Source organism: Shewanella sp. Arc9-LZ (assembly GCF_010092445.1).
Lineage (GTDB): Bacteria > Pseudomonadota > Gammaproteobacteria > Enterobacterales > Shewanellaceae > Shewanella.
This window is the reverse complement of the sequence record NZ_CP048031.1, coordinates 2,566,213-2,589,718: the sequence shown is the minus strand read 5'-3', so window position 1 is coordinate 2,589,718 and position 23,506 is coordinate 2,566,213. Positions and strand designations below refer to the sequence as shown.

19 protein-coding genes are annotated in these 23,506 nt (G+C 40.7%); 13 read left to right on the top strand and 6 right to left on the bottom strand.

Annotated features, from left to right (window positions below):
- Nucleotides 1-4 precede the first annotated feature (4 nt).
- The 10 genes from GUY17_RS11110 (at nt 5) to GUY17_RS11065 (ending at nt 11,301) form a co-directional block, all read left to right on the top strand.
- The gene (locus GUY17_RS11110) at nt 5-1,456 is read left to right on the top strand and encodes a sigma-54 dependent transcriptional regulator (RefSeq protein WP_162023197.1); all 1,452 of its coding nucleotides are present in this window, start codon (nt 5-7) and stop codon (nt 1,454-1,456) included.
- A gap of 270 nt (nt 1,457-1,726) precedes the next feature.
- On the top strand, nt 1,727-3,679 hold the full coding sequence (locus GUY17_RS11105; protein WP_162023196.1) for a pilus assembly protein N-terminal domain-containing protein: 1,953 nt from the start codon (nt 1,727-1,729) through the stop codon (nt 3,677-3,679).
- Between the two features lie 14 nt (nt 3,680-3,693).
- Nucleotides 3,694-4,416 carry a tetratricopeptide repeat protein gene (locus tag GUY17_RS11100; RefSeq protein WP_102037622.1) on the top strand — a complete coding sequence of 241 codons (723 nt, stop codon included), beginning with the start codon at nt 3,694-3,696 and terminating at the stop codon, nt 4,414-4,416.
- Nucleotides 4,417-5,418: 1,002 nt separating this feature from the next.
- Nucleotides 5,419-5,811, top strand: coding sequence for a hypothetical protein (locus GUY17_RS11095; protein ID WP_162023195.1), 393 nt, complete (start codon nt 5,419-5,421; stop codon nt 5,809-5,811).
- A gap of 85 nt (nt 5,812-5,896) precedes the next feature.
- The gene (locus GUY17_RS11090; protein ID WP_162023194.1) at nt 5,897-6,658 is read left to right on the top strand and encodes a hypothetical protein; all 762 of its coding nucleotides are present in this window, start codon (nt 5,897-5,899) and stop codon (nt 6,656-6,658) included.
- Nucleotides 6,659-6,696: 38 nt separating this feature from the next.
- Nucleotides 6,697-8,040, top strand: coding sequence for a CpaF family protein (locus GUY17_RS11085; protein ID WP_162023193.1), 1,344 nt, complete (start codon nt 6,697-6,699; stop codon nt 8,038-8,040).
- The gene (locus tag GUY17_RS11080) at nt 8,027-8,893 is read left to right on the top strand and encodes a type II secretion system F family protein (protein WP_162023192.1); all 867 of its coding nucleotides are present in this window, start codon (nt 8,027-8,029) and stop codon (nt 8,891-8,893) included. The genes GUY17_RS11085 and GUY17_RS11080 overlap by 14 nt, the downstream gene beginning before the upstream one ends.
- Nucleotides 8,890-9,714: a type II secretion system F family protein gene (locus GUY17_RS11075; RefSeq protein WP_162023191.1), complete on the top strand. Its 825-nt coding sequence runs from the start codon at nt 8,890-8,892 to the stop codon at nt 9,712-9,714. Before GUY17_RS11080 ends, GUY17_RS11075 begins: the two co-directional genes overlap by 4 nt.
- 12 nt (nt 9,715-9,726) lie before the next feature.
- Entirely contained in the window at nt 9,727-10,938 is a 1,212-nt protein-coding gene (locus tag GUY17_RS11070) for a hypothetical protein (RefSeq protein WP_162023190.1), read from the top strand.
- A gap of 21 nt (nt 10,939-10,959) precedes the next feature.
- Nucleotides 10,960-11,301 (top strand): hypothetical protein, encoded by a 342-nt coding sequence (locus GUY17_RS11065; protein ID WP_162023189.1) that lies wholly within the window; start codon nt 10,960-10,962, stop codon nt 11,299-11,301.
- 57 nt (nt 11,302-11,358) lie between these two features.
- Here the strand turns inward: GUY17_RS11065 and GUY17_RS11060 are convergent, their stop codons facing one another.
- From GUY17_RS11060 to GUY17_RS11050, 3 genes are all read right to left on the bottom strand, one after another.
- Nucleotides 11,359-14,250 carry a DEAD/DEAH box helicase family protein gene (locus GUY17_RS11060; RefSeq protein WP_162023188.1) on the bottom strand — a complete coding sequence of 964 codons (2,892 nt, stop codon included), beginning with the start codon at nt 14,248-14,250 and terminating at the stop codon, nt 11,359-11,361.
- A 10-nt stretch (nt 14,251-14,260) separates the two neighbouring features.
- Nucleotides 14,261-14,848: a class I SAM-dependent methyltransferase gene (locus GUY17_RS11055; RefSeq protein WP_162023187.1), complete on the bottom strand. Its 588-nt coding sequence runs from the start codon at nt 14,846-14,848 to the stop codon at nt 14,261-14,263.
- Between the two features lie 80 nt (nt 14,849-14,928).
- Complete coding sequence (locus tag GUY17_RS11050) at nt 14,929-15,519, bottom strand: hypothetical protein (protein ID WP_162023186.1); 591 nt, start codon at nt 15,517-15,519, stop codon at nt 14,929-14,931.
- 371 nt (nt 15,520-15,890) lie between these two features.
- Here GUY17_RS11050 and GUY17_RS11045 point away from each other — a divergent pair, with 371 nt between their 5' ends.
- Nucleotides 15,891-16,895, top strand: a complete 1,005-nt coding sequence (locus tag GUY17_RS11045; RefSeq protein ID WP_162023185.1) for a DUF4382 domain-containing protein — start codon at nt 15,891-15,893, stop codon at nt 16,893-16,895.
- A gap of 195 nt (nt 16,896-17,090) precedes the next feature.
- On the opposite strand, the gene GUY17_RS11040 is transcribed toward GUY17_RS11045, so the two are convergent.
- Together GUY17_RS11040 and GUY17_RS11035 are read right to left on the bottom strand one after the other, a co-directional pair.
- The gene (locus GUY17_RS11040) at nt 17,091-17,444 is read right to left on the bottom strand and encodes a YkgJ family cysteine cluster protein (RefSeq protein WP_101031310.1); all 354 of its coding nucleotides are present in this window, start codon (nt 17,442-17,444) and stop codon (nt 17,091-17,093) included.
- 243 nt (nt 17,445-17,687) lie between these two features.
- On the bottom strand, nt 17,688-18,368 hold the full coding sequence (locus GUY17_RS11035; protein WP_162023184.1) for an Hpt domain-containing protein: 681 nt from the start codon (nt 18,366-18,368) through the stop codon (nt 17,688-17,690).
- Between the two features lie 219 nt (nt 18,369-18,587).
- On the opposite strand from GUY17_RS11035, the gene GUY17_RS11030 reads away from it, so the two are divergent.
- The gene (locus GUY17_RS11030; protein WP_123777549.1) at nt 18,588-18,995 is read left to right on the top strand and encodes a response regulator; all 408 of its coding nucleotides are present in this window, start codon (nt 18,588-18,590) and stop codon (nt 18,993-18,995) included.
- 3 nt (nt 18,996-18,998) lie between these two features.
- Nucleotides 18,999-21,749, top strand: coding sequence for a PAS domain-containing protein (locus GUY17_RS11025; protein WP_162023183.1), 2,751 nt, complete (start codon nt 18,999-19,001; stop codon nt 21,747-21,749).
- A 697-nt stretch (nt 21,750-22,446) separates the two neighbouring features.
- Here GUY17_RS11025 and GUY17_RS11020 read toward each other — a convergent pair.
- A complete protein-coding gene (locus tag GUY17_RS11020; RefSeq protein ID WP_101087147.1) occupies nt 22,447-23,325 on the bottom strand; it encodes an NAD(P)-dependent oxidoreductase in 879 nt (292 codons plus the stop codon).
- Nucleotides 23,326-23,506 lie beyond the last annotated feature (181 nt).

The window sequence follows — 23,506 nt, the reverse complement described above, 5'->3', positions numbered from 1 at the left end:
GGTAATGAATGAACACAATAAACCGCTCGTATACGTAGTTGAAGACAGCCTCTCTAGTGGAGCGTTATATTGCAGCCAATTGAAAAAGGCCGGTTTTGATACGCAACATTTTGTCGATGGTTATTCTGCACTCGTGGCGATTAAAGAAAAAATGCCTGCTGTATTAGTGCAAGATGTTTGTTTACCCGACATTAGTGGTTTAGAAGTATTGAAATACGTCAATAATCAAGACACCTCAGCCAAAGTGATTATCATCACTTCAAACAGTTCTATCGATGTTGCCGTTGATGCAATGCGCTTAGGTGGCTATGACTTTATTGAAAAACCGTTTACTTCAGAACGCCTAACCACATCAGTAGGTAATGCTGTTAAGCAACAAAATCAAGACATAAAAACCATTACTGTAGAGCCAGAAGCAACCTCGCTCGAGCGAATGAACTTTATTGGTGAATCGTTATCAATGCATACCGTATTTCGCTTATTAGAAAGTGCTGCACGCAGTAAAGCCAGTGTGTTTGTAACCGGTGAAAGCGGTACAGGTAAAGAAGTGTGTGCTCTTGGTTTGCATCAGGCCAGTGCTCGCGAGCAAGGTCCATTTATTGCCATTAACTGTGCGGCTATTCCTGCAGAGCTATTTGAGTCAGAGTTTTTTGGTCATGTTAAAGGTGCATTCAGTGGCGCATTAACGGATCGTAAAGGTGCTGTCGAAGTCGCCAATGGTGGTACGCTATTTTTAGATGAAATTTGTGAAATGCAATTAAATTTGCAAGCAAAATTATTGCGTTTTTTACAAACGGGTACATTTTGCAAAGTGGGCAGTAACGATCTGCAACAAAGTGATGTCCGCATCGTTTGTGCAACGAACCGTAATCCGGCAGAAGAAGTCGGTGAAGGCCGTTTTCGGGAAGACTTGTACTATCGACTCAATGTTATCCCGGTTATGTTGCCGCCATTACGTGAGCGTGGCGATGATATTTTATTGCTAGCAAATCATATTTTGCAGTCTAAAACGGCTGAGAATAACAAACAATTTACTGACTTTAGTGCTGACGTTAAGCATACCTTTATGCAATACGATTGGCCTGGTAATATTCGTGAATTGCAAAATGTCATCGAAAACATTGTGGTAATTTACGATGGCCAGTCTGTTCAGCCTGACATGTTACCAGGTAATTTTGGTCATTCAATCGTCAGCCATACCAACAGCCATCTTACAAATAACCATGGTATTCAGCCGAATCAAACAACCACTAATATCACGGCCAGAACCTCAACCAATAGCGTTAATACCCAACAACCTTCACCACATAATATTGTTCAGCTTTGGATAGTAGAGAAAAATACCATTGAAGCAGCCATTGACCAATGTGACGGTAATATTCCACTAGCAGCAGCTTATTTAGGCATTAGCGCATCAACTATTTATCGAAAAATGAAAAGCTGGGCTGAGAGTTAATAGTCTTTTCTAAACCTTTAAAAGTTACCTTAATCGGTAACTTTTTTTTGCCATTTGAAAAGCTATTCAAATTGCTAGGCTCATCCCCCTAAGTGCGTCGCAAAATGCGAATCGATTTGAGAGCAATGTAAGCCAGAACATTTAATAACGACAAATAACTATCTAACCTATTGTTTTAAAACAGCTAATATATTTTTAATTTTGTGGCCAGCTTCCTGCATTAATCATTGTACTGTCTTAAATGACGCGTCAAATGTTAAGGGGTGAACCATGAAACAATCTCTCTGTGTAACGTCAATCTGTTTGTTGCTAGTGAGCATGTCAGTATTTTCTGGCACTAAAGGCCTAGATTTTATTGAAACAGCAGATGGCCGCCAGTCCAGTATGATCCGAGAAATGGTCCAGTGGACTCATTCACGTTTGGTGTTTAAAAAAAGCATTTCACGCGTAGCCATTGGCCAAGATGCCATTATGCAAGTTGAAGTACTCGATAAAAATGAAGTACTGGCACTGGCAAAAAAAGTGGGCCGTACCAGCCTTATTGTTTGGTATACCGACGACACCTCTGAAACGTTTCTATTCAGTGTCACAGAAGACTTGAGTGTGTTAAGGCAAGCGCTCAGTGATATTCACCCTAAAATTCGCCTAACATTAGCACCTGATCGCGCAGCTCTGGTACTTAGGGGCCGAGTGCCAACGGTAAAATATAAATTAGCCGCTGAAACTGCCGCTCGTCATTACTTAGATGCAGGTAAAAACCGTATCAACGATAACAATAGTTTAGTCATGAAATCACCTACCGATTTTTTGGCCGACTTAAGTCCTAATATTCGTCTACCGTCGCAGCAACTGCGTAAGTCTAATCGGGGGAGTGTAGGCCACGCCGCTATTATCAACTTAATTCAAGTTGATGTATTACCAATGAGCATGATTGAAAAAGTCAAAAAGGCCATTATTCAATTAGGTGGTGAATCAGTCACGGTAAGTCGTATTCAAAAAGGCGACATGCCTGATGATCAAGCCGACACCTTGTTACTAGGCGGTCAGGTTGAAACCCAAGTTGACCTCGTTAGAGTATTAAATTTAGCATCGCGCCTTTTCACTGGAGATCGTATTAATTCAATCACTGGAAAAATAGAAGCAGGCAGTAATGACATTACCGTTATCGCCAATGAGTCGGGTGGGTTAATCAGCTCAAGCCAACAGGTAAGCAGTAATTCGTCATCAAATAGAGGCGGTAATGCAAAATCTAGCAGTAACAATGTGAAGTCAAATATTGCCCGAGCTAAGTTGTTGTCTATGGCGAATGGTAGATTGTTGTCGACCATCGAAGTCCGCGATTTACCCCAGGTACGTGTAGCGATTCAAATGTACGAAGTGAATCGTCGCAGTTTAACCCAATGGCGTCCTGACTTTTCATTGATCACTCAAGGCTACAACAAAACCGACGGTAATTTCGGTTTAGATGGGGCAACTAATCAAGCACTGGGTTCAGGCCAAGTCGAAAATGCATTGCAGGTATTAGGTGGCGCACTGGTGAACAACTTCCAAGTGGGCGGCAGTGAGATTGCATTTGATTTACTGTTTTCATTGTTAGAAAAAGACGGTATCTCACGCACATTATCTCGTCCGACGTTAACCGTCTTAGCAGGAGAAAAAGCCGTATTCCGAGCCGGTGGTGAAGTGCCAGTGCCAACATCATTTTCACCCAATGGAATTAGTAGTGCCAATGGGGGTAATAGCCAAGGGGTATTTAGTGGCACCGAGTTTAAATCGTTTGGTATCCAGCTTGAAGTACGAGCAATGGTGGACGAAAACGACTTAATCACTTTAGATTTAAGTCCTAGTATTTCAACACCAGACACTTTGTTAACCCAACAAATATCGTCGAGCACAGGGTCATCATTAACCACTAGTGCATTCAATGTCAGAAACCTGACCACCAGTACGCGCTTACGTGATGGACAGCCATTAATCATCGGTGGGTTAGTCAGCCGTGACATAAGCGATTCACGTGACTTTGTACCGGGTATTAACGATGTTCCGTTGCTGGGTAAGTTAACCGAGTCATCGTCTGACGCCGATACCGCCCGCGAGTTAATTATTATTGTGACGCCAACACTGGTAAGAGAGCCACGTCATGATGTTGCCTTATGGCAATTCCAAACATCAGCTGAAATGCTACAAAGCATGCAATTTCCATTAGCTGACTCGTCACTATAAAGAGGACATTAATTATGAAGACCTTAACTCATTTCCGCCTCAGTACCGTGATTGTGGTTGCCTTAGTCAGCAGTGCGTGTAGTACCAGCCAAACTAAGCGTGAATATCAACCAGATGATCAGTTAACGGCGATGTTAAAACAATACAATGTAAATCAAACCGATGGTGTTAATTGCCAAGGTTATCAGTCTGCTATTAGTGACTGTGAACGCTTGTCGAACGACCTAGGTGCATTATCAATGACCTATCCACAACACCAACAAATTGGTTTTACAGCCGCGATTGTTTACCATCAAATCGGTCGTGATGTTGATAGCCAAATGGTGCTAGATAGGTTGTTATCGCAACAACAACCAGTATCCGAAGTAGCCATTTTGCGCAGTAAACTGGCCATGCAAGAGGGTAATATCAACCTGGCAAGAACCGTATTACAACGACAAGTGCAGTTACAACCGGATCACCCAGAACTGCATGCAACATTAGCAGCAAGTTATTATTTAGAAGGTCGTTACGAAAAAGCCGAAGCCGTGATTGCTACCGCCGACCGATTAGGCGCTCCAGTATGGCGAACCAGTTACCACTTAGGACTAATTCACGAAGCACAATCAAATTGGTCGCAAGCGTGTCATTTTTACGCCGATACCCTGAGTTACCAGCCGGCACACCGACAAAGTTTGTCGAGACTGCTGTATTTAAGTGATCATCCCGAGTGTCGAGTCCAGTTAAGTAGTCTGTAATGTCATAACTCAGTCTGTAAAAGTCCCCAAATGGGGACTTTTTGCTTTAGGCCAATGCTCTAATCTGTAATACAGAGCTGACTAACGATTCGCTTAAGCCAAGACGTCGCCGTTGGTAACGATAAGCCCGTAAATATCGTATTAATTTGCTCTGTGTAAGAATATTTATAAAAATTTTACTCAACAGCTCAACAGCTCAACAGCTCAACAGCTCAACAGCTCAACAGCTCAACAGCTCAACAGCTCAACAGCTCAACAGCTCAAAATTCATATACTCAGCAACTCAGTATCAGTTAAGTGATTACAGCATGGAATTGATTAACCGCTCAGTTGTCGCAATAGGCTACAAAAAATCACATTCAGAGAATATGCCCAAGCCGATATCCCTGGCACCAATAGCAACACAGTAATAACGGATGACAGTGGCCTTAATCACTTATCACCTTGAGCCAAACATTTAGAAATGCAGCAACACTAACCGCGAACCAATGGAGCAGCTAAAGCCGTCGACAATAGCCGCCAATAAGGGCCTCAGTTATCTAACAATGTAATTACTAATGACAGGTAAATGTAGATCCGATTGATGATTCAGGCGTTAAGCATGGATACAACCGTACTGATAACACTCACAGAACCAGTGTTCATGAGTCACGCTATTGAATTAATGGACTGCGCAAAAATTGGATTAACAGTAGATTTACAACTTTTCGCATTTTGCCATTCACTCTGCAATTCATATCCATTTTCAATTCGATACTGTTGATAATCTCATTGTATGCAAAATCAATTTTAAAAGCATAAGTACATGATAAATAACAATTTTAAATTTTATTTTATGAATATCCTATATTGGCATGTTGTTCGCAATTACTTATACAGAGGCAGTTTATAGCAGTATCTAGATTCCTCTTAATGTAACAGAGCAAGTTAATTCTCTACCCACTTTCACAGTACAACAATTGATGGCTGTGAACATGATAGTTAATAAATGAGGTAAACATTATGAAATCTATTAAATCAATGATTAAAAACAATAAGAAGCAAGGCGGTTTTGTTATGACATCTGAGTTGATTTTATTATCAACTGTCATGGCAGCAGGCTTAGTAGTAGGACTAACTACAATGCGAGATTCGGTAACGGCTGAGTTAGAGGATGTTGCAGAAGCGATTGGTTCATTAGACCAAAGCTACGCATTTGACGGCATCATTAATGCTGAAAATACCGCAGAAATCAGTGGCTCAGGCTTTATCGATGCAGTCGATGTAAATGCAGGTGATGGTGCAACCTTCCAGTTTGTTGCAACCGACTTCGCAGAATCTGCTGTGTCGATTTCAAATTCACCTAGTGCAGGTGCTGCTTCGGCCTCTCAGGCTGACGGTAGTTTAGATAACTAATTTAATCTAAGTCTACGTCGGTTGTCTCACACAGAGGCAATCGGCGCCTAATCTTTAGATTAACAACATAACGCAGAGGTGCATCATGAAACGCAAATTCACAGGTAGTACGACAATAGCCATTGCACTATTCGTCACCTCCGGCGTATTGGCATCAGCACTGGGTATTCGTCAAGTAGATCGTTTATCTACAACCACTGCGGTAGTGTTAAGCCAAGATTTAAAAGCCGGTGACACTATTACTTCATCAGTATTAACAAGGAGAAAAACAGATAAAGATGATTCTGAACAAAGTGTACAAAATCCACAGCAGTTACTTGGCAAAGTACTTAATGTTGCCAAACGCAAAGGTGATGTGGTGTTTGCTAACGAACTCATTTTACCCACGGTTAAATCGTTATCGTATGCAGTACCAGAGGGCCGGGTGTTATTCACTCTTTCACAATTACCTACAGGCCTGCCGTTTGCCAAGCTCAATCAAGGCGACCGATTCGATATTTTAGTCCGCGGACGTAAACGTGTCAGAACCGTTGCTCGCAACGTGCAATTAATCGGCGTACTTAAGCCGCCCAAAAAGACCAATAACAGCAAAGGGGCAATCGACAGTTTAAATGCCCAAAGTGCCAACTCATCCAATGGCGCATTAGCGCTAGTCATGGCCGTTAGACCTGGAGATGTTTATCCACTTGCCAGCATTGGTGCCAGCGATATTGTGTCTATTGTATTACACAGCGCCTACGATATTGCCAACGGAACCCAGCCGTTATTGGGCATGGCCCAAACGCACAGAGACATCATTATTCACAGTGGTAATAGCCGCAAAACGGTCAGTATTGAACGTGAGTAATCCGCCTAAATGGAAGTCATAATGCAGTGAGGTGAGATATGTTTAATTCCGAGCATAATATTTTTTCCCCAACAACATTGAACATCTCATCAATCCCCAATGATGAAATGCGTCGACTTAAGCAACTGCTCCATAACAGCTTAATTGATGATATGGACAACGACGACTCATTGCATTTAAAGCAACCCACTCAGCTTAAGCAGCAGCTTGAGCAACTAATCGATTTATTACCAGGGCAACAACAACAGCCATTAAATGCTGCAGATAAGGCACTCCTTATCCAGCAAGTTATCGAAGAACTACAAGGGCTTGGGCCGATTTCTGAATTAATGTTAGACCCAGCCGTTACCGACATTTTAATTAATGGTCCTTTTTCGATTTGGGTTGAGCGTCACGGAGCATTGCGCAAAACCACTCAAGCGTTCGATAACGACTCGCACCTAAGACGATTTCTAGAGCGTATCGTGAGTGCACAAGGTCGTCAGTTAGATGCTAATAATCCTATGGTGGATGCAAGATTGGCCGACGGCAGTCGTTTACATGCGGTTATTCCACCGTTATGCACTATTGGCGCAGTTGTATCAATTCGCCGTTTTCATCATGAAACCATTAGCGCTGAGACATTAGTGTCTAGTGGGTTTATCAACCAAGACATTCTAACGTTTTTAGAAAAAGCCGTTATCGCAGGCATAAACATTGTTATTGCTGGTAGTGCGGGCTCAGGTAAAACCAGCTTACTTAATGTGATTTCTGGCTTTATCCCTAACAGCGAGCGTGTTATCACCATTGAAGAAACGGGTGAGCTGCAACTACATCATCCGCATGTTATTCCACTGGAAAGTCGTGGAACAAACGGCGAGGGTAATGGCGAAGTGTCATTACGAGACTTAGTGAAAACGGCACTACGAATGCGTGCCGACCGCATTATTGTTGGCGAAGTCAGGGGCGGTGAAGTATTTGATATGCTCCAAGCCATGAACTGTGGTCACGATGGAAGCCTAACCACTGTGCATGCCAATAACCCGCAAGATGTGATTAATCGTCTGCGCTCATTGGCCCAAATGGAAGAAGCGGCAATATGCCGTGACACCATTGATCATATGATCAGTTCATCAATACAAGTCATTGTTCAAGTTAGACGTTTTAGAGACGGTAGCCGTCGAGTAGTGAGTGTATGTGAAGTGATACAAACCGCAGCTATAACGGAGGTAAAACCACTTTTTGAGTTTCAACAACAACCACAAACAGATCATAACCATATCGTAGGCCAACATGTTTGCAGCGCAACACAATGCCAGTTAAGCGAACAAATTGCAGCCAAAGGCTTTGATGTTACCGAGCTTAACTCGCTATTTTCGGAGGTAGATTATGCCTTGGTATGAAGTGATTGTATTGGTGGTGTTATTGGCTGTGATGCTTGTGTGTGCCAGGGCTTGGTGGTTTGCCGATGCCCAACCTAAGCCGCAAGAGCTTGAACCACAAACTAAATTAACTAGCGGAATACGCCAAAAGTTACGTTTATTAGACATTAACTTAGCGCCCATTAGTGTGTTGATTGGTATTTTAACTCTATCTATATGTGCCTATATGGCGATTCATACGGCGTTTCCTCAACATCAAAGCATCGCGGTGATCATGGCATTAGCCATATTAGTCAGTAGTTATTTTGTATTAGATGACTTAGTCACATGGCGTATCAAACGGGTAGAAACTGAATTAGTAGATGCAATGGATACCATGCATTCATCGCTACAAGCGGGGTTGTCACCATTACAAGCTATTTCAACCGCAGCCAGTTTAGCCAAAGGGCCATTAAAAGCAGAGCTGACTGAAATTGTCACGCGTTTGTCATCGGGTTATGACGCCAGTCAATCGGTTAATCGATTAGTTAATCGCTACAACACCGAAGGCACACGATTATTTGCTCAAGCATTGGTAGCAAGGCATCAAACTGGCAGCGACTTTAATGCCATGTTACAAGCAGTAACGAAGCTTATGCGTCAACGTATTCAGCAGTATCAATTTATTAATAGCCAAATGTCAGGCACACGTTATGCGGCGTTCTTTTGTGGGCTTATGCCTTATGCACTTATTCCATTGTTTGTGTCGCAGGAGCAGCATTGGTTTGCACCATTACTAGAGCACCCTAATGGCGCTAACTTCTTAAGCACTGCGTTGTTATTACAAATTATTGGCTTCTTTTGGTTACGTAAAGTATTAAAGGCCAACTTATGAATACATCACTTTTTACCGATCTTATTCTAGGCGTGTTATTGGTTATAACTTGTTGGTTATTTTACTTATTCCATAACACCCGCGTCGACGATAAAGACATTACTTCTTTTGGTGATTTACTGCCATTAGACAACATATATCCTGCAAACCTGATTAGACAAGCGGGTTTATCGGTATTTCGTAATCGGTTGCTGTATTGGTCTATTAAACTCAGTTTAGCGATTACAGCCGTTATCATGGCACTTGAATTTATGCCGACAATGCCGGTATGGCTTCACATTCTGATCAGTGTTATTGCATTTTTCATGTTAGATGGCTGGTTACTGTTAAAACGCCAAATGAGAAAACAGCGCATCGATGCATCATTAGAATTTTTTATCAGTTTATTAGTGGTGTATTTACAATCCGGAACGCCTTTAAGCCAGGCATTTAGGCTGTCGGCAAAATATGGCTTAACCAAAGAACACCCATTAGCAGATGAGTTATTACTGCTGTCTTTAGAATTAGAGTCTGGTCGTGATAGGCAACGCGCTTTTGCGGATTTAGCCAAACGAACCGGGGTGCAAAATCTGAATAAATTGGCGGCTATTATTAACATTGGTTTGCAAATTGGCTCACCATTAATCAATTGTCTGCAATCACAACTCAGTGCAATACAGCAGCAACGCCAGCAATTGGTAAACAGTAAAATTAATCGAAAGTCGCTAGAAGTATTATTACCGATGTTATTGGTGTGTTTTCCGATGTTTCTGGTTCTGGTTTTTTTCCCCGCCGCAATTCAGTTTATGGATTTGCTGAGCGTTTTAGCCGATTCATTATAAGAGGCAGCCAACATGATAAATAACATATCAACAAGGTTAAGTAAGCAGGCTGGTTTTGTGTTGACCATTGAGCTTATATTAATCACAACCATTTTAATCATTGGCAGTTTTGTGGGTATATCGGCGGTAAGAAACGCGCTGGTTAAATCTCAAGTTGCACAGCAAAACAGAGACATAACCGTGGCCGACAGTAATGGGGTTAAGTTAGGTAAAATGCTGAGCCTAAATGAGCACGAAACCCCAATTGTACCGTTTATTGATGGCGGCGTTGCACCATTAGCGCCCGATCCAGCACACAAAAACTACCGTGCAATTTTAGGGGTAAGGGATGACCGTTTTACCTCACGTGAACCAGTTTATTACGATTCACCTAACTGTACTGGTAACCCTTGTATTAAAGGCATTAGCGATGAAACCTCAGACAATAGAGGCGTTGATAACATTGATGCTTCCGGTGCCGTGAGTTATTTGCATGCGCTTCAAGGTGGGCCTAATTATGCCATTGGCCGATCGGATGACGGTATTATTGGCCATTTATATCGTTCAACGCCGTTACAATGCCCAGTTGATATTAGCGATATTCAATCGCGCTACATGTCGCAAAGGGTTGTAACGGGCACGCCGTGTGAAGCCTTTGAAGTTAATCAAACTGAAGCCGATGTCAGTTGTTTGGTCGGGGTTGAAGCTGGTACGTCTGTAATTGAAGTCGAACCACCGGTAGAGAATCCTTTATGTGAAAGCTGTCCTACTGGCACTGAGTCTCAAGGGGATATTTTAGACCGTTTTCTTCCAGAGATTGAGCCTTTAGTTGATACAGTCTTCAGTACGTTATCACTAGCCGGTTTAGTGCCTGACTTAGATGTCACTGTGGGCGATATATGTTGCCCAATCGGAACACAGCTTGAAGACAATGACAATTTAGTCAGTTCCGTGGTTTACACCTTAGTAGAAACTACATTCGATATCATTAATGTAGATTTAATCAGCAGCCCGCTAGTAATCGATTTATTAGCGACACTCGGCATACAACAAGGCACACTAAACTGTGTTGCTAACATAAACTTATTAAGTGCTGAGTCTGTTGTCGACCCTTACAATGATAATTTCAATGTACTTGATCGTTTCACTCCACCATTTACGATTAACTTGCCAACCAATAACAATGCAGACGATGAGTGGCTCTATGTCGCTCCGGACGGTGAAGGGATCAATACTGGTTTGTAAAAAAACCGCGAGGTAATTACCATGAGACAGCTAAATGATGATGTGTTACAGCAAATGTATGTATCTTCTTTATTAGTGATTGCGTCACATCATGAAGATAAAAAAGACAAGCAACTGTCTAAGCTAAAACGTGATGCAACGTTATTACTGCTTTCACAAAAAAACAGATTAAAGGTGTCGCAACAATACATGCTCGAATTTAGTCGAGATGTACTAAATTGCTTGTCCAAGCAGTCTGAATTTAACGTAATACGCGCCAATTTAGAACACGTTGATATCACGACAACATGTCCACTTGAATATGAACAAAAACCTACGTTAATTGATGACGAAATTGATTTTATCAACAAGCAGTTTGATTAAGTATCGTACTTAATTAAACTGTAATATTGCCAGACCTAAACAAAGGTTCAAGTGGGGTTATTTAACAAAATCAGAGGCATTTAATACCTGCTTTAAGCGTGCAAAGGTCTGCATTGAGTCATTGGCGAGTATTGGTGAGTAAGCTGGATTATGGGCATTAAGTTGATATTGACCATTAGTGAGTTTACTCACTTTACGTAATAAATATTGGTTATTGCCTGCATCATCTTGGATTTCAATCGCCATGATTTTACCGGTAATCGAACCAGCATTAATTGCTGTAATACGTTCTAGTAACAATAAATTACCATTTTCAATTGGATTTTTACCGCCGTTCATCGAATCACCACTTGCTGGAGCAACAAAAAAAATCGATGGATCGAGTTTACTAAAGGTCGAGTTTAACGTCAGTGTTTCACTATTGTCGTCAGTACCCGTTTTAAAATGACCGCAGGCAATTTTTAGATCTGGGTAATAACTAAGGGATGCCTGTTCATCGCGACTCACTTCAATTGGAAGTGTAACCACATTCGATTGTACAGTTTTGCTTATTGGAGTGAGTGTCGATGCTGATTGGCGTTGGCTATAACGCGCTAACAACAATTCGCTTAATTCGCTCATTGCGGTAGACATTACTTCAATATCATCAACTTTTACATCAACATTTGCATGTAACCGATTTTCTTGTACAACAAACCAAGACTGAGTGTCTGATTTATCTTGTTTGCATAAAAACGTAATCGGGTTGTCTAGCCAATACTTGCGCCATTTTGGGGAATGCACATCAATATGCTGTAAATCGGTTTTAACATCTTGAGTCCACAATTTCGGATAACGTTTAAATACCTGCCAACTCTTAATGCATACCGCTTCAATTGTGGGTGGATGGTTTAATCCGTCTAACTCAACAAATGCTTCGAGTAAAATGGCTTTAAAGCATTTCGTCATTGTGGTTTTTTCAACGCCACGACTCAAAAATGGCAAATAGGGCGTTAACGCCAGTAATGTTTTGTCTTCACGTTCTTGGCTTAATACCAGTTCAAACCAACTATCATTTTGCTTGGTCATTTTACTCCAAACATAACCACTGTGATAAAACTCTGTGGCAGTAGGGCGGTGACCTAAATCATCTTTGAGTAATTGGTATTGTTGATCTGCTTTGGTGTAATCAAGTTTTAGCTGTTGCCAAAAGTCGACCAATTCGGGATCGATATTGATTAAGCACTTAGAATCGATTTCAGGATTGTTAAGACGCTTAATCGCTTCATTGGCATTCGCTGCTTGCAATAACGCCATTGGGCGATTTAAAAAGCTGATGTGATTACCGATGAAATCAATAACAGACACAAAGGTTTTATTGGTTTCGGGAGATGTGCGTAATCCACGGCCTAACTGTTGTAAAAATAGAATTTTGGATTCAGTCGGACGTAAGATTAAGATGGTGTCTATTGAGGGTAAATCAGTACCTTCATTAAACAAATCGACTGAAAATATCACCTCTATTTCACCCGAGTTTAATTGGCTAAGTGCTTCGCCGCGCCTAACTTCTGAGCCGCTATGCACCGACACAGCTTTAATACCTCGGGCAGAAAAACATTGGGCCATAAAGTCGGCATGAGCTTTAGAGACGCAAAATGCTAAGGTGCGTTGCTGCTTGTGGGTTTTCCAATGGCCAAACACGTGTTTAGCGCGCTTCTGTGTAGCAAATAGATTCATTAATTGTTGCGGATCAAACTTACCATTGCGCCACGGTAGTTCTCGGTAATCGACCGTCTCGTCTTTAATACCTTGGTAATGAAATGGTACCAGAATGCCTGATTCAATCCCGTCGATTATGTTTCGCTCAAACACCAAATTATTATCACATAACGATAGAATATCAGCTTGATCCGTGCGCTCTGGTGTGGCAGTTAAACCGAGTAAAAATTGCGGGGTAAAGTGGTTGAGTAATAACCGATAACTGACGGCGCCAGCATGATGAAACTCATCAACAATGACGTAGTCGAAGTGAGCTTGATCTAGTTTATTAAGATATTCCGGTTTGCCTAATGTTTGAATCGATGCAAATACAATGTCAGCATCAATGACTTTAGTTTTGGCATTAAAGTGGCCAGTTGTACTTTGAGGTAATAAGGTTCTAAAAGTCCTTTCTGCTTGAATTAATATCTCTTCTCTATGAGCAACAAATAGCACTTTTTTAGCGTTGAATTGCAATACATCAAATGCAGCTAACCATGTTTTACCCATGCCCGTGGCTAATACAACCAGTCCCTTGGATTGCTTAGCTAAACGTGTATCCGCTAATGCTATCAAGGCTTCTGCTTGGGCAGAATTAGGTACAGGTTCTTCTGGCTCTGTTTCATGAACAATAGCTAAAGGTGGTTTACACAATTTACGTTTTTGGGCATAGTCGTTGATGAAGGTATCACTTAGATCGATTGCCTGTGAATGATTGAAAATATTCAAGAATTGTTGGCGGATATGGTTAAACTCTTTAGGATCTTGATTCGGCAATAAGTCATGGCGCAAGCACCATTCAAATGCGTGTGTGAATGCCGCTTTACTGATGTTATTTGAGCCAATAAAAGCGCTCCCGATATCTGCTAATCCGGTTTGTTGCTGGACGAAAATATAGCTTTTCATATGAAAGCTTTGATTGCTATTACAGGTAAATATTTTGGTTTTTGCACCACGAGATTGCAAAATCATTAAGTGTCGCAATGCGACTGGGTCGGTAATCAAAAGATAGTCGGAGGTGACTATTGAAATACTTGCATCGCGTTCTAATGCATCGGATAAAGCATCAAAAATTAAATCTAGCCCTGATCGTTGAATAAACGACACCGACATTTCAATGCTAGTCGCACGGTTAATGGCTTGCGTTAATTTTGGTAAAAAAGGGTCATCCAAACCACCGCTGGTTAATACAGGTCCTTCTGCTAGCTTCATTTTTACATCTCTATTTTAACGTCTTTATGAGGATGGCATTGAGCCATTTTTCGTTTTCACGACCCGAGCGCACATCTGTAGTCACCCAAGTCTGTTTAATCATTAAACCTGTTTGTTGAATCCACTGTTCTAATAGTGACTCATTAGCATCGGTAAAAAACCGACCGTTATGAATTCGCTCCTGATCACCATATTTAAATGAACAATAGAATACGCCACCATTAACCAAACTGTTAGCCAAAATTTCAAAGGTGTTGGGTAGAGCGCTTGCTTCAACATGAAGCAGAGATGCACAAGCCCAAATGCCGTCAAACTGAAGCGATGTGTCTATTTCATCAAAGGTACAAACCGTGACATGTTGGCCAATATAATCAGATGCCGCTTTGGCTAATTCGGCACTGGCATCAATGGCGGTAACATTGAAGCCCAATTGAATAAAGGCTTTACTGTCACGACCAGAACCACAACCAGCATCTAATACACGTGCGTTAGAAGGGAGTTGTGCGACAAAGGCTTGATACAATTCGCTGACATCAGCATTCACAGTCGACTCGAAAAAATCATGCGAATGTTGATCATAAAACGCAATAGTAGACATGGTTAACCCTATAATTTAAATCGTTTAAATATGAATGATTAAGTCTGAATGCTTCAGTGTGATTTTATAACCTATTACAATCAATAACCCACTTGCTGGATCACCGTGATTGCCGTTTCATCACGGCCTTTTTTAGACGGTACTCGATGGCCGGTGTCGGCATTGGTTTTCATGGTTTGTATAAATTGATTCATTTGCGGGCCAATGCTGATGTGTATTGGTCGGTTTTTACCGTAGTAGTACAGGCGATCAAATTTCAGGTTTTCACACATCCATAGTGCAACTTGCTGCATATCAATCGGTTGGTCATTGTTGCTGCTTACTAGGGTAAAGTCACAGGCGGCACCTAGGCGGTCGCAGATGATTTTTTGATTTTGATTGAGTTCGTGCGAGCAATGTTGATCAAGCTTTGGGGCAATATGCGGATTACGATTTTTAGCAATTTTTCTAACAAGCTCGGGTGAACAAAAACCATAAGTTAAACGCAATGGGCCAAATTTGTCGACAATTGGGTCCAGTATTTGAGTGGCCAATAAACTCAGGGCGCGCCAGGTGTCAGGTTGTAATGGCAGATTTTCAATATTATGTTCGAGCGCGGTTGCACCACAATTAATGAGATCTGCGTAAGTGAAAAAGCGGCTGGCTTTACCGTTGATATTATAGGTAAACAATCAAAATCCATCGTGTACGTTCATTTGGGACAACAATAGCGCTTATTGCTCAAGCTGGCTAGATGGAACTGTGGGATGGTTGTGAGATTGATTAAATATCGTTTAATATCATATTTTTTGAAGTGAAATGGGTGTTAAATTGTCGTTAATTTTTGTTTATCAAAAAATATAATAATTTAATTGTTTACTGAGCTTTGTTATTTACTGAGCTTTGTTATAGAGCTCAGTAAACAGCCCATATTGCTGAATTGAATACTTACAGGGTTATTGAATTTTGATTGTATAAAAATCGAACATGATTTATTTAGTGATCAATACTTTTTACAGTTGTAAAACAAGCAGTAAAAAATGCACGATTAATGAGGTTTATTATGAAAAAGCTTAATACGTTACTTGCCGTCTCGATATCGACTTTACTGGTAGCTTGTGGGGGGAGTGACGATAAAACAGACTCTCCTCAAATGGGGGTATTTAGTTTAGGTGTATCAGATAACCCAAGTGATGCCAAAGACGTGACGATCGCTTTTAAACAAGTTGTGTTAAAAAATGACTCGGGGAGTATTTCGTTTGATGTGTCAGATGATGGTGCTTTGAAACAAGTTAATTTACTTGAATTTCAAGGGCAAGCAGTTGACACACTTGTGAGTGGGCAAAGTATTCCTGTTGGTGAATACCAAATGTGTATTTATATGCAAAGAAGTGAAACCCCGAATGCGGACAGTTCATATGTCATAACCAATGACGATAATTTATTTGGTTTAACGACAAACAGTAATGGTTCATGTGGCGGAGTCGGTGCAACGGATACCGATACTGGACGGCTATTTTTTAATAAGGCATTTACGATTGCAGCAGGCACAAATAGCTTTGTTGCTGAGTTTGATCTGTCTAGTGGATTACAAGACCCCCATGGCAATAAAGACTACTGGACTTTAAAACCTACGTCGGTGCAGTTACATAACATTTCTGAAGTTGGTGCGATTGAGGGAAGTATTCCTGCTGACATGATGACTCAATGTGAAGTTGCCGCTGGCGGAAGTGCATTTAGCCATGCGGTTTATTTATATCAAGATACTGCGCTATTAGAAAATATGGCTGATTTTAATATTGATGCCGTCGTTGCTCCAGACGCTGCGCCTATTGCTTCTTCAAGAGTTAACGCTATTTTAGATCAAAACAATCAAGTGATAGGCCAAGGCTATGAGTTTGGTTTTGTGGTAGCGGGTAATTATAGTCTGGGTTACACCTGTGTTGCACAGTACGATGATCCAGATGTAAAAAATACACTTGATGATGTAGAAAGTCCTTTCTTTTTACATGCTGATTTACAAGATATTGAAGTGACAAATGGTACTGTCGCGAATGGTGAGTTTTAAGCTCATCTAACATTTAGTCTTATGCTGGCATTTTCGTGAATACGAAAATGCATTTATATCAGCATAATCATTGTTCGTGTGTCGTTGGCATGCCTTGTTAATGCATTGACTGGTATTCCTCGGCAGCCTTACCAGACATAAATATTATCTGTTCTGGCAGGTTCTATCACTGCTGTATTTACTACAGATTAAATGTCAAACCAGTACTTGGCGGGTGTTGGCGATATAGTGATGGATCTGCGCCTCAGTTTTTGTGTCAATCATCACTTCCGGTCGACGGTGCTCAGGGCAAGGCATACGTGGTGTTGTGCCAAAAACACGACATATCAATGGGCGCTCTTCATAAACCTCGCAACCATTTGGACCTAAGTATACGCAGTTCCACTCTTTTAATGCGGCTTCATGTTGGGCGTTAGTTTTAAAGGGGAGGCGTGCCATTTCTTCTGAAGATGTGGTTACTGGACCACAACAATCGTGACAACCTGGCTTACATTCAAATGACGGAATGCGTTCACGCAGCAGATCGACTATCTCTATGTTATTTTTCATTAATGCCTAACGTTTAAAGAGTTCGCGGACATTATACGTCGATAGTGGGTTCACTAAAAGTTGCCAAGGTATATATTTGGCCGCAACTTATTTAATAGCCACTTATTTAGTAGCCACTTATTTAGTAGCAATGGACCCTTTGTGCAGGATGGTATATTAGTGGAATAACACTTTTTGTTTAATATTTGCCTAGTGGCATCAAAGATAAATCTACTTTTACACCAAGTAACGGCTAAATGGCTATTACAACTTGTTGGATAATGAAGATAATGCAACAAGTGCATTGTCGAAATCTAATATTTCTACTGCATCATATAGCACTGCTAATTCATGCTTAACCAATAAATTATTAGCCAACATATTTTGCAGATTTAGGATGATATTCACCGCTTCTAGATTGTTATTTTCTAGGTGTTGTTTCAGTTCTGCGAGCATAGCGGTGAGCTCTGGGATTGAATAATCAACTGTTAGGTGTTGTGTTTCAACTTCTTTTTCTGCTAATAAAGCATGGATTCTTGATAGTTCAGCTTGTGTCACTGAACGTAACTGGGGCGCCAGTTCGACACAAAGTATCTCAAAAGCATTTGAACTATTCGCGTCCTTGAGTTTTATCTCCCAGGCACATAAGGCTTGATAGATTGATGTTAAGCCAGCTGTCCCAGAAGTCCCTTTAAGCGTATGAACAATGACCAATATCTCATTGGTGTTGTTTTGCAAGATCATCTGTTCTAGATTATTCAGTTGCTGATCCAGATTTGCTTCAAAAACCTTAAGTAAACGCCGATAAAACTTTTCATTACCACCAAAAGGCTTAAGTAAACTTTCTAGCTCCTTATTATCAGATTCTGATCTAAAATTATTAATGTCATGTTTATTCATTTCATCAAGGGGCTGCTGCTGAGCAGTAATTTTAGTAGATTTCATATGTATGACTCTCGGACCATGATGACTTTCTAAGTACACTATAGAAAAGATAACAGCAGTTTACTGTATTATTGAGTTCCAATGGATGTCCTATCGTCATAAAAAGTTAGGATTTATTGTTAATCAATAGCTTAGTTTGCTTCAACAATAATTATAATGCAATATTAGTCGATAAAATTCGACATATTTGGGGTTTACACCAATCAAACTGGAGTCGGCATGCAATTAGATAAAATTTTACACGTAGAGGATGATGAGTCGATTCGAATCATTGTTGAAATGGCTCTCGTTGATATATGTGGATTTACCTTGTTGGCTTGTGATGGCGGCCAAGAGGCCATTAGCCAAGTTGAGGGTTTTACCCCAGATTTAATATTGTTAGACGCCATGATGCCGGGTATGGATGGTATACAAACGCTGAATGAAATTCGTAAAAAGCCAAATTGTCTAAACATTCCTGTTGTTTTTATGACAGCCAGGATTCAGGATTCTGAAAAGCAGGAATATTTGGCTGTTGGTGCAGTTGCTGTGATTGAAAAACCCTTCGATGCTATGAGTCTTGGTGATAGGTTAGAATCTATTTATCAAGCTAGCTTAATCTCTCAAGAAATCCACAATCAAGAGTAACTTATGCAAACTCCTGTATTACCTATTTCCGAGACAGAAAGACTTACCGCGCTAAATAATACTGGCCTGTTAGATACGGGGCCAGAGGAACGTTTTGATCGTTTAACGCATTTGGCTCAACTTTGTTTAGGCACGGAAATTGTGCTTATCTCATTAGTCGATTCCAATCGTCAATGGTTTAAGTCGAAACAAGGTTTAGATGCATGTGAGACAAGCAGAGACATTTCATTTTGTGGCCATACTATTTTAGGCGAAAGTATTTTTGAAGTTGCTGATGCTCTGCTTGATAGACGGTTTGCAGACAATCCATTAGTTGTATCTGCGCCATATATCCGATTTTACGCCGGTGTGCCTTTAGTGTGTAATGGTGAAAAAATTGGCACACTTTGCTTTATTGATAGTAAACCTCGCCATTTCACTGACAAAGAACGAAACATCGCATACGGTTTTGCTAAAAGTATTGAACAAGAAATTATTGATAGATTACAAAATCAAGCACATGAACAATTAGCCGCGAGTGAACTCATGTATCGGTCGGTGCAGGAAGGCACTAGAGTCGGCACTTGGCAGTGGAATGTTCAAACGGGTGATACCGTATTAAACGAACGCTGGGCCGAGATTATTGGTTATACCCTTGCTGAACTTGAACCCATTTCTAACGAAACATGGGCTGCTAGAATACATCCCGATGACAACATAAAATCTAGTACATCATTGCAAGAGCATTTTAATGATGAAAATCCATTTTATGACTTTAAATGCCGAATGAAACACAAAGATGGTCATTATGTTTGGATACATGATAAAGGTAGAGTGATTTCAAAGACCAGCAATGGTAAGCCATTGATGATGTATGGCACTCGTGCCGACATAACAAAACAAAAAGATAGCGAGTTAGATTTACTGCAGAGTCGTGACCAGTTTAAGACTTTGGTTGCTAATATTCCAGGCGTTACCTACAGATGCAATCCTGATAAAAAATGGACCATGCTCTTTATGAGTGACTATATTTATTCGCTTTCAGGATATCCAGCCAGTGAATTCACCGATAATTATTCTCGCAGTTACGTTAATATTATCCATCCTGAAGACCGCGCTTTGCTTGATAAAATCGTACAAGAGTCTCTGCTTAGTCGAACTAGTTGGGTATTTAATTACCGTATAGTACATAAAAATGGTTCGGTTAAATGGGTAGAGGAGCGGGGCTCCGCTGAATATGATAGTGCAGGTAAAGTGCAATTCCTTAATGGTTTTATACAGGATGTGAGCAAGCAAAAAAAACTGCAAGACCAATTGTACAAACTGACACAGCAGCTTCCGGGTGTGGTTTATCAGTATCAGGTGTGGCCAGACGGACGTAGCGCATTCCCATATGCTAGCTCTGGAATCGAAGATATTTATGGTGTTAAACCGGAAGATGTTCTTACAGATGCTTCCAATGCATTTTCTACAATTTATCCTGAAGATGTTCCTGCAGTTGTTCAGAGTATTGAAGTCTCTAGCCAACAACTGACTATATGGGAACAGGAATATCGTGTTTACCGGGATGACAAGTCGATAATATGGTTATTAGGCAGAGCAACACCGGAAAGGATGCCAGATGGTAGTACGTTATGGCATGGCTATATTCATGATATTACCCAAACTAAAGAATACTATCTCAAACTTGAGGATCTCAATCTTCAGCTGAATGTTACTCAGCAAAGTCTTGATTTAGCGAGTGAGCAAGCCAAAATTGGTTATTGGCATGCATCGCTTGAGCATGGAACATTTTGGTGGTCACCTATTATTTATCAAATTTTTGGGTTTAACGCTGAAGATGTGGTGCCGAGTTCTACATTGTTTAAAAATGCTGTTCATCCTGACGATATCGATAAAGTGCTTAAAAATGAGCAGCAGACTCGTTCGACAGGTATTGTTAACGAAGTTTACCGAATCATCCGCCCTAATGGGGATGTTCGCTGGGTACATGAATTAGGACAGCTGGTTGCCGAAGATCAGAATCCGGATAAGATAATGATAGGTTCTGTGCAAGATATTACCGAGCGGATGACATTACAGAAAATTAAAGATGAATTCATTTCAACTGTGAGTCATGAGCTTCGCACTCCGTTAACATCAATTTATGGCGCATTAAGTTTATTGCAGTCTGGTAAGTTGGTCACACTACCTGCAAAAGCGGAGAAGTTGGTTGAGATTGCGAGCAGTAACTGCAAGCAGCTTAGTCGTTTGATCAATGACTTATTAGATATTGAAAAACTGGCTGCTGGTAAAATGTTGTTTGAAATGAAACGATTAAATGTAGTTCCACTTTTACAAAGAGCTATCAATGATCATCAACCATACGCAGACCTGCATAAAATCACTTTGGCGTTACATGTAGATAAGCAAATAGATGAGTTATTTGTATATGTTGATGAGCATCGTCTGTTACAAATTCTGACTAATTTTCTATCCAATGCGGTTAAATTTTCTCCCGAATCGGGGAGTGTAATATTGTCTGCGACTCTCACTTCTGATGAAATTGAAATTGCTGTACAAGACCAAGGAGCCGGAATCCCTGAAGATTTTAAGAGCAAAATATTTGCAAAGTTTTCGCAAGCAGATGCAAGCAGCTCTAAAGTGAAAGGAGGCACGGGTTTAGGCTTAGCCCTTTGTAAGGAGCTTGTTGAAGCAATGAACGGAAGCATTGACTATCGCTCCGAACCCGGCTGTGGCGCTCGGTTTTTTGTTAGATTACCCTTATCTGTTTAACGTAAAAACAATATCGTGAGTTTAATCTACCGCTACATAAGTGTGGATTTGAGAACACATTTAGACAACATTATATTTAGAGCAACCGACTAGTATTGACCATTAGTGATAATAATAAAATGGTGACTTAATCTGAGTGTGACTTAATCTGAGTGTGACTTAATCTGAGTGAGATTTGAAACAACCGTTGTCGACATACATGACTAGATAGAGGCAATGGTCCTGATCCATTGTTAAATAATATCAATACAGAAGAAGTGATGGCTGTAATCGTCCGGCAAATCAGTTGGTGTTTTCATGCACTCATGGATATTGAAGTCTGCGATTATATTATGTTTAACCAGCATGCATTGGTGTTACACGGGAAATAAAGTCTAAGTGTTGATGAGTATTGAAATCGATACTGTAGACGTTAGCGGTAGTCGTAGCGGTAATAACACTTATACCGAATGACTTTATACAGAGTGACTTTTTTAATCAACAGAAGTGTAGTGTAGAATGGTGTAGTTAAAAGTAGTGAAGTTAAAAGTGCTTCAGTGAAAGGTTATGTAGCGAAGGGTAATGTAGAGTCTTAATGATAGTTTTAGTTTTAGTTTTAGTTATGGCTTTAGTTTAAGTTTTGGCTTTAGTTTTGATATAGACCTTTTCATCTGCAATCGTCACAGATGAAAAGGTTTTATTCACTCAGCTTTATGAATTACTTGGCTAGTTTTACAAAGTAGTCAAATATCTCAGGTACATTGCCGTTACCTAAACCCGCGTCAAATGCAGCTTGTAGATTAGCAGATGAACCTTCAGCAATTTTAGATTCTGTGCCTAAGTCTTCTACCATTTTTAAGAAGTAGCCAAGATCTTTGTTAGCGTTAGCAATAGAGAAGCCTAAATCGCTTACACCGTCTACTGCATAGTTTTTACAGAATTTCATGAACGGTGAGTTAGATGGACCCGCTGACATGATGTCGAACAGTTGCGCACGGTCAACACCAGCAAGATCTGCAACAGCAAAGGCTTGAGACATAGCACAAACGGTAGTCATACCCATAAAGTTGTTGATTAGCTTAGTCGTGTGACCTGCGCCTAATGCACCTAAATGGAATACGTTTTCGCCTTGCTCGTCTAATACTGGTTTAACCTTATTAAAGGTCTCAAGATCGCCAGCTGCCATGATGTTGAGTAAACCGTCTTTAGCGTGAGCAGGAGTACGGCCGAGTGGGGCATCAATCATACCTGCGCCTTTTGCCGCAAGGTCTGCACCAATTTTTCGCGTAGATGAAGGAATTGATGTACCAAAATCAACCAGTACAGAACCTTCTTTAATGCCCGCGAGAATACCATCGTCACCATAAACCAGTTTTTCAACTACGGCAGATGTGGTTAAGCACAGCATAACGATGTCGCTAGATGCAGCAAGTTCTTTTGCTGTCGTTACGGTTTTTGCACCGCGAGCAACACATGTAGCAACCGCTTCTTTGTTAAGGTCCATTACATTTAGCTGGTAACCTCTGTTTTGTAAGTTCTCAACCATGTTGCCGCCCATAAGGCCAAGGCCGATAAAACCGATGACTGGCTTTGTCATGTCTAACTCCTAAATATATTGGTAAATGCGTATTTCAATTTTATTCAGCTCACCGAATGTGCCAGTGCGCTATGTAATTTGTATAAAGAGCCATCTTGAGTTCAGGATTGCTATAAGCCAATTGAGTGGGTTAATGTCCTTTCAAATGGTGTATTCCTGTTTACTCTTCAAAACGACTCAT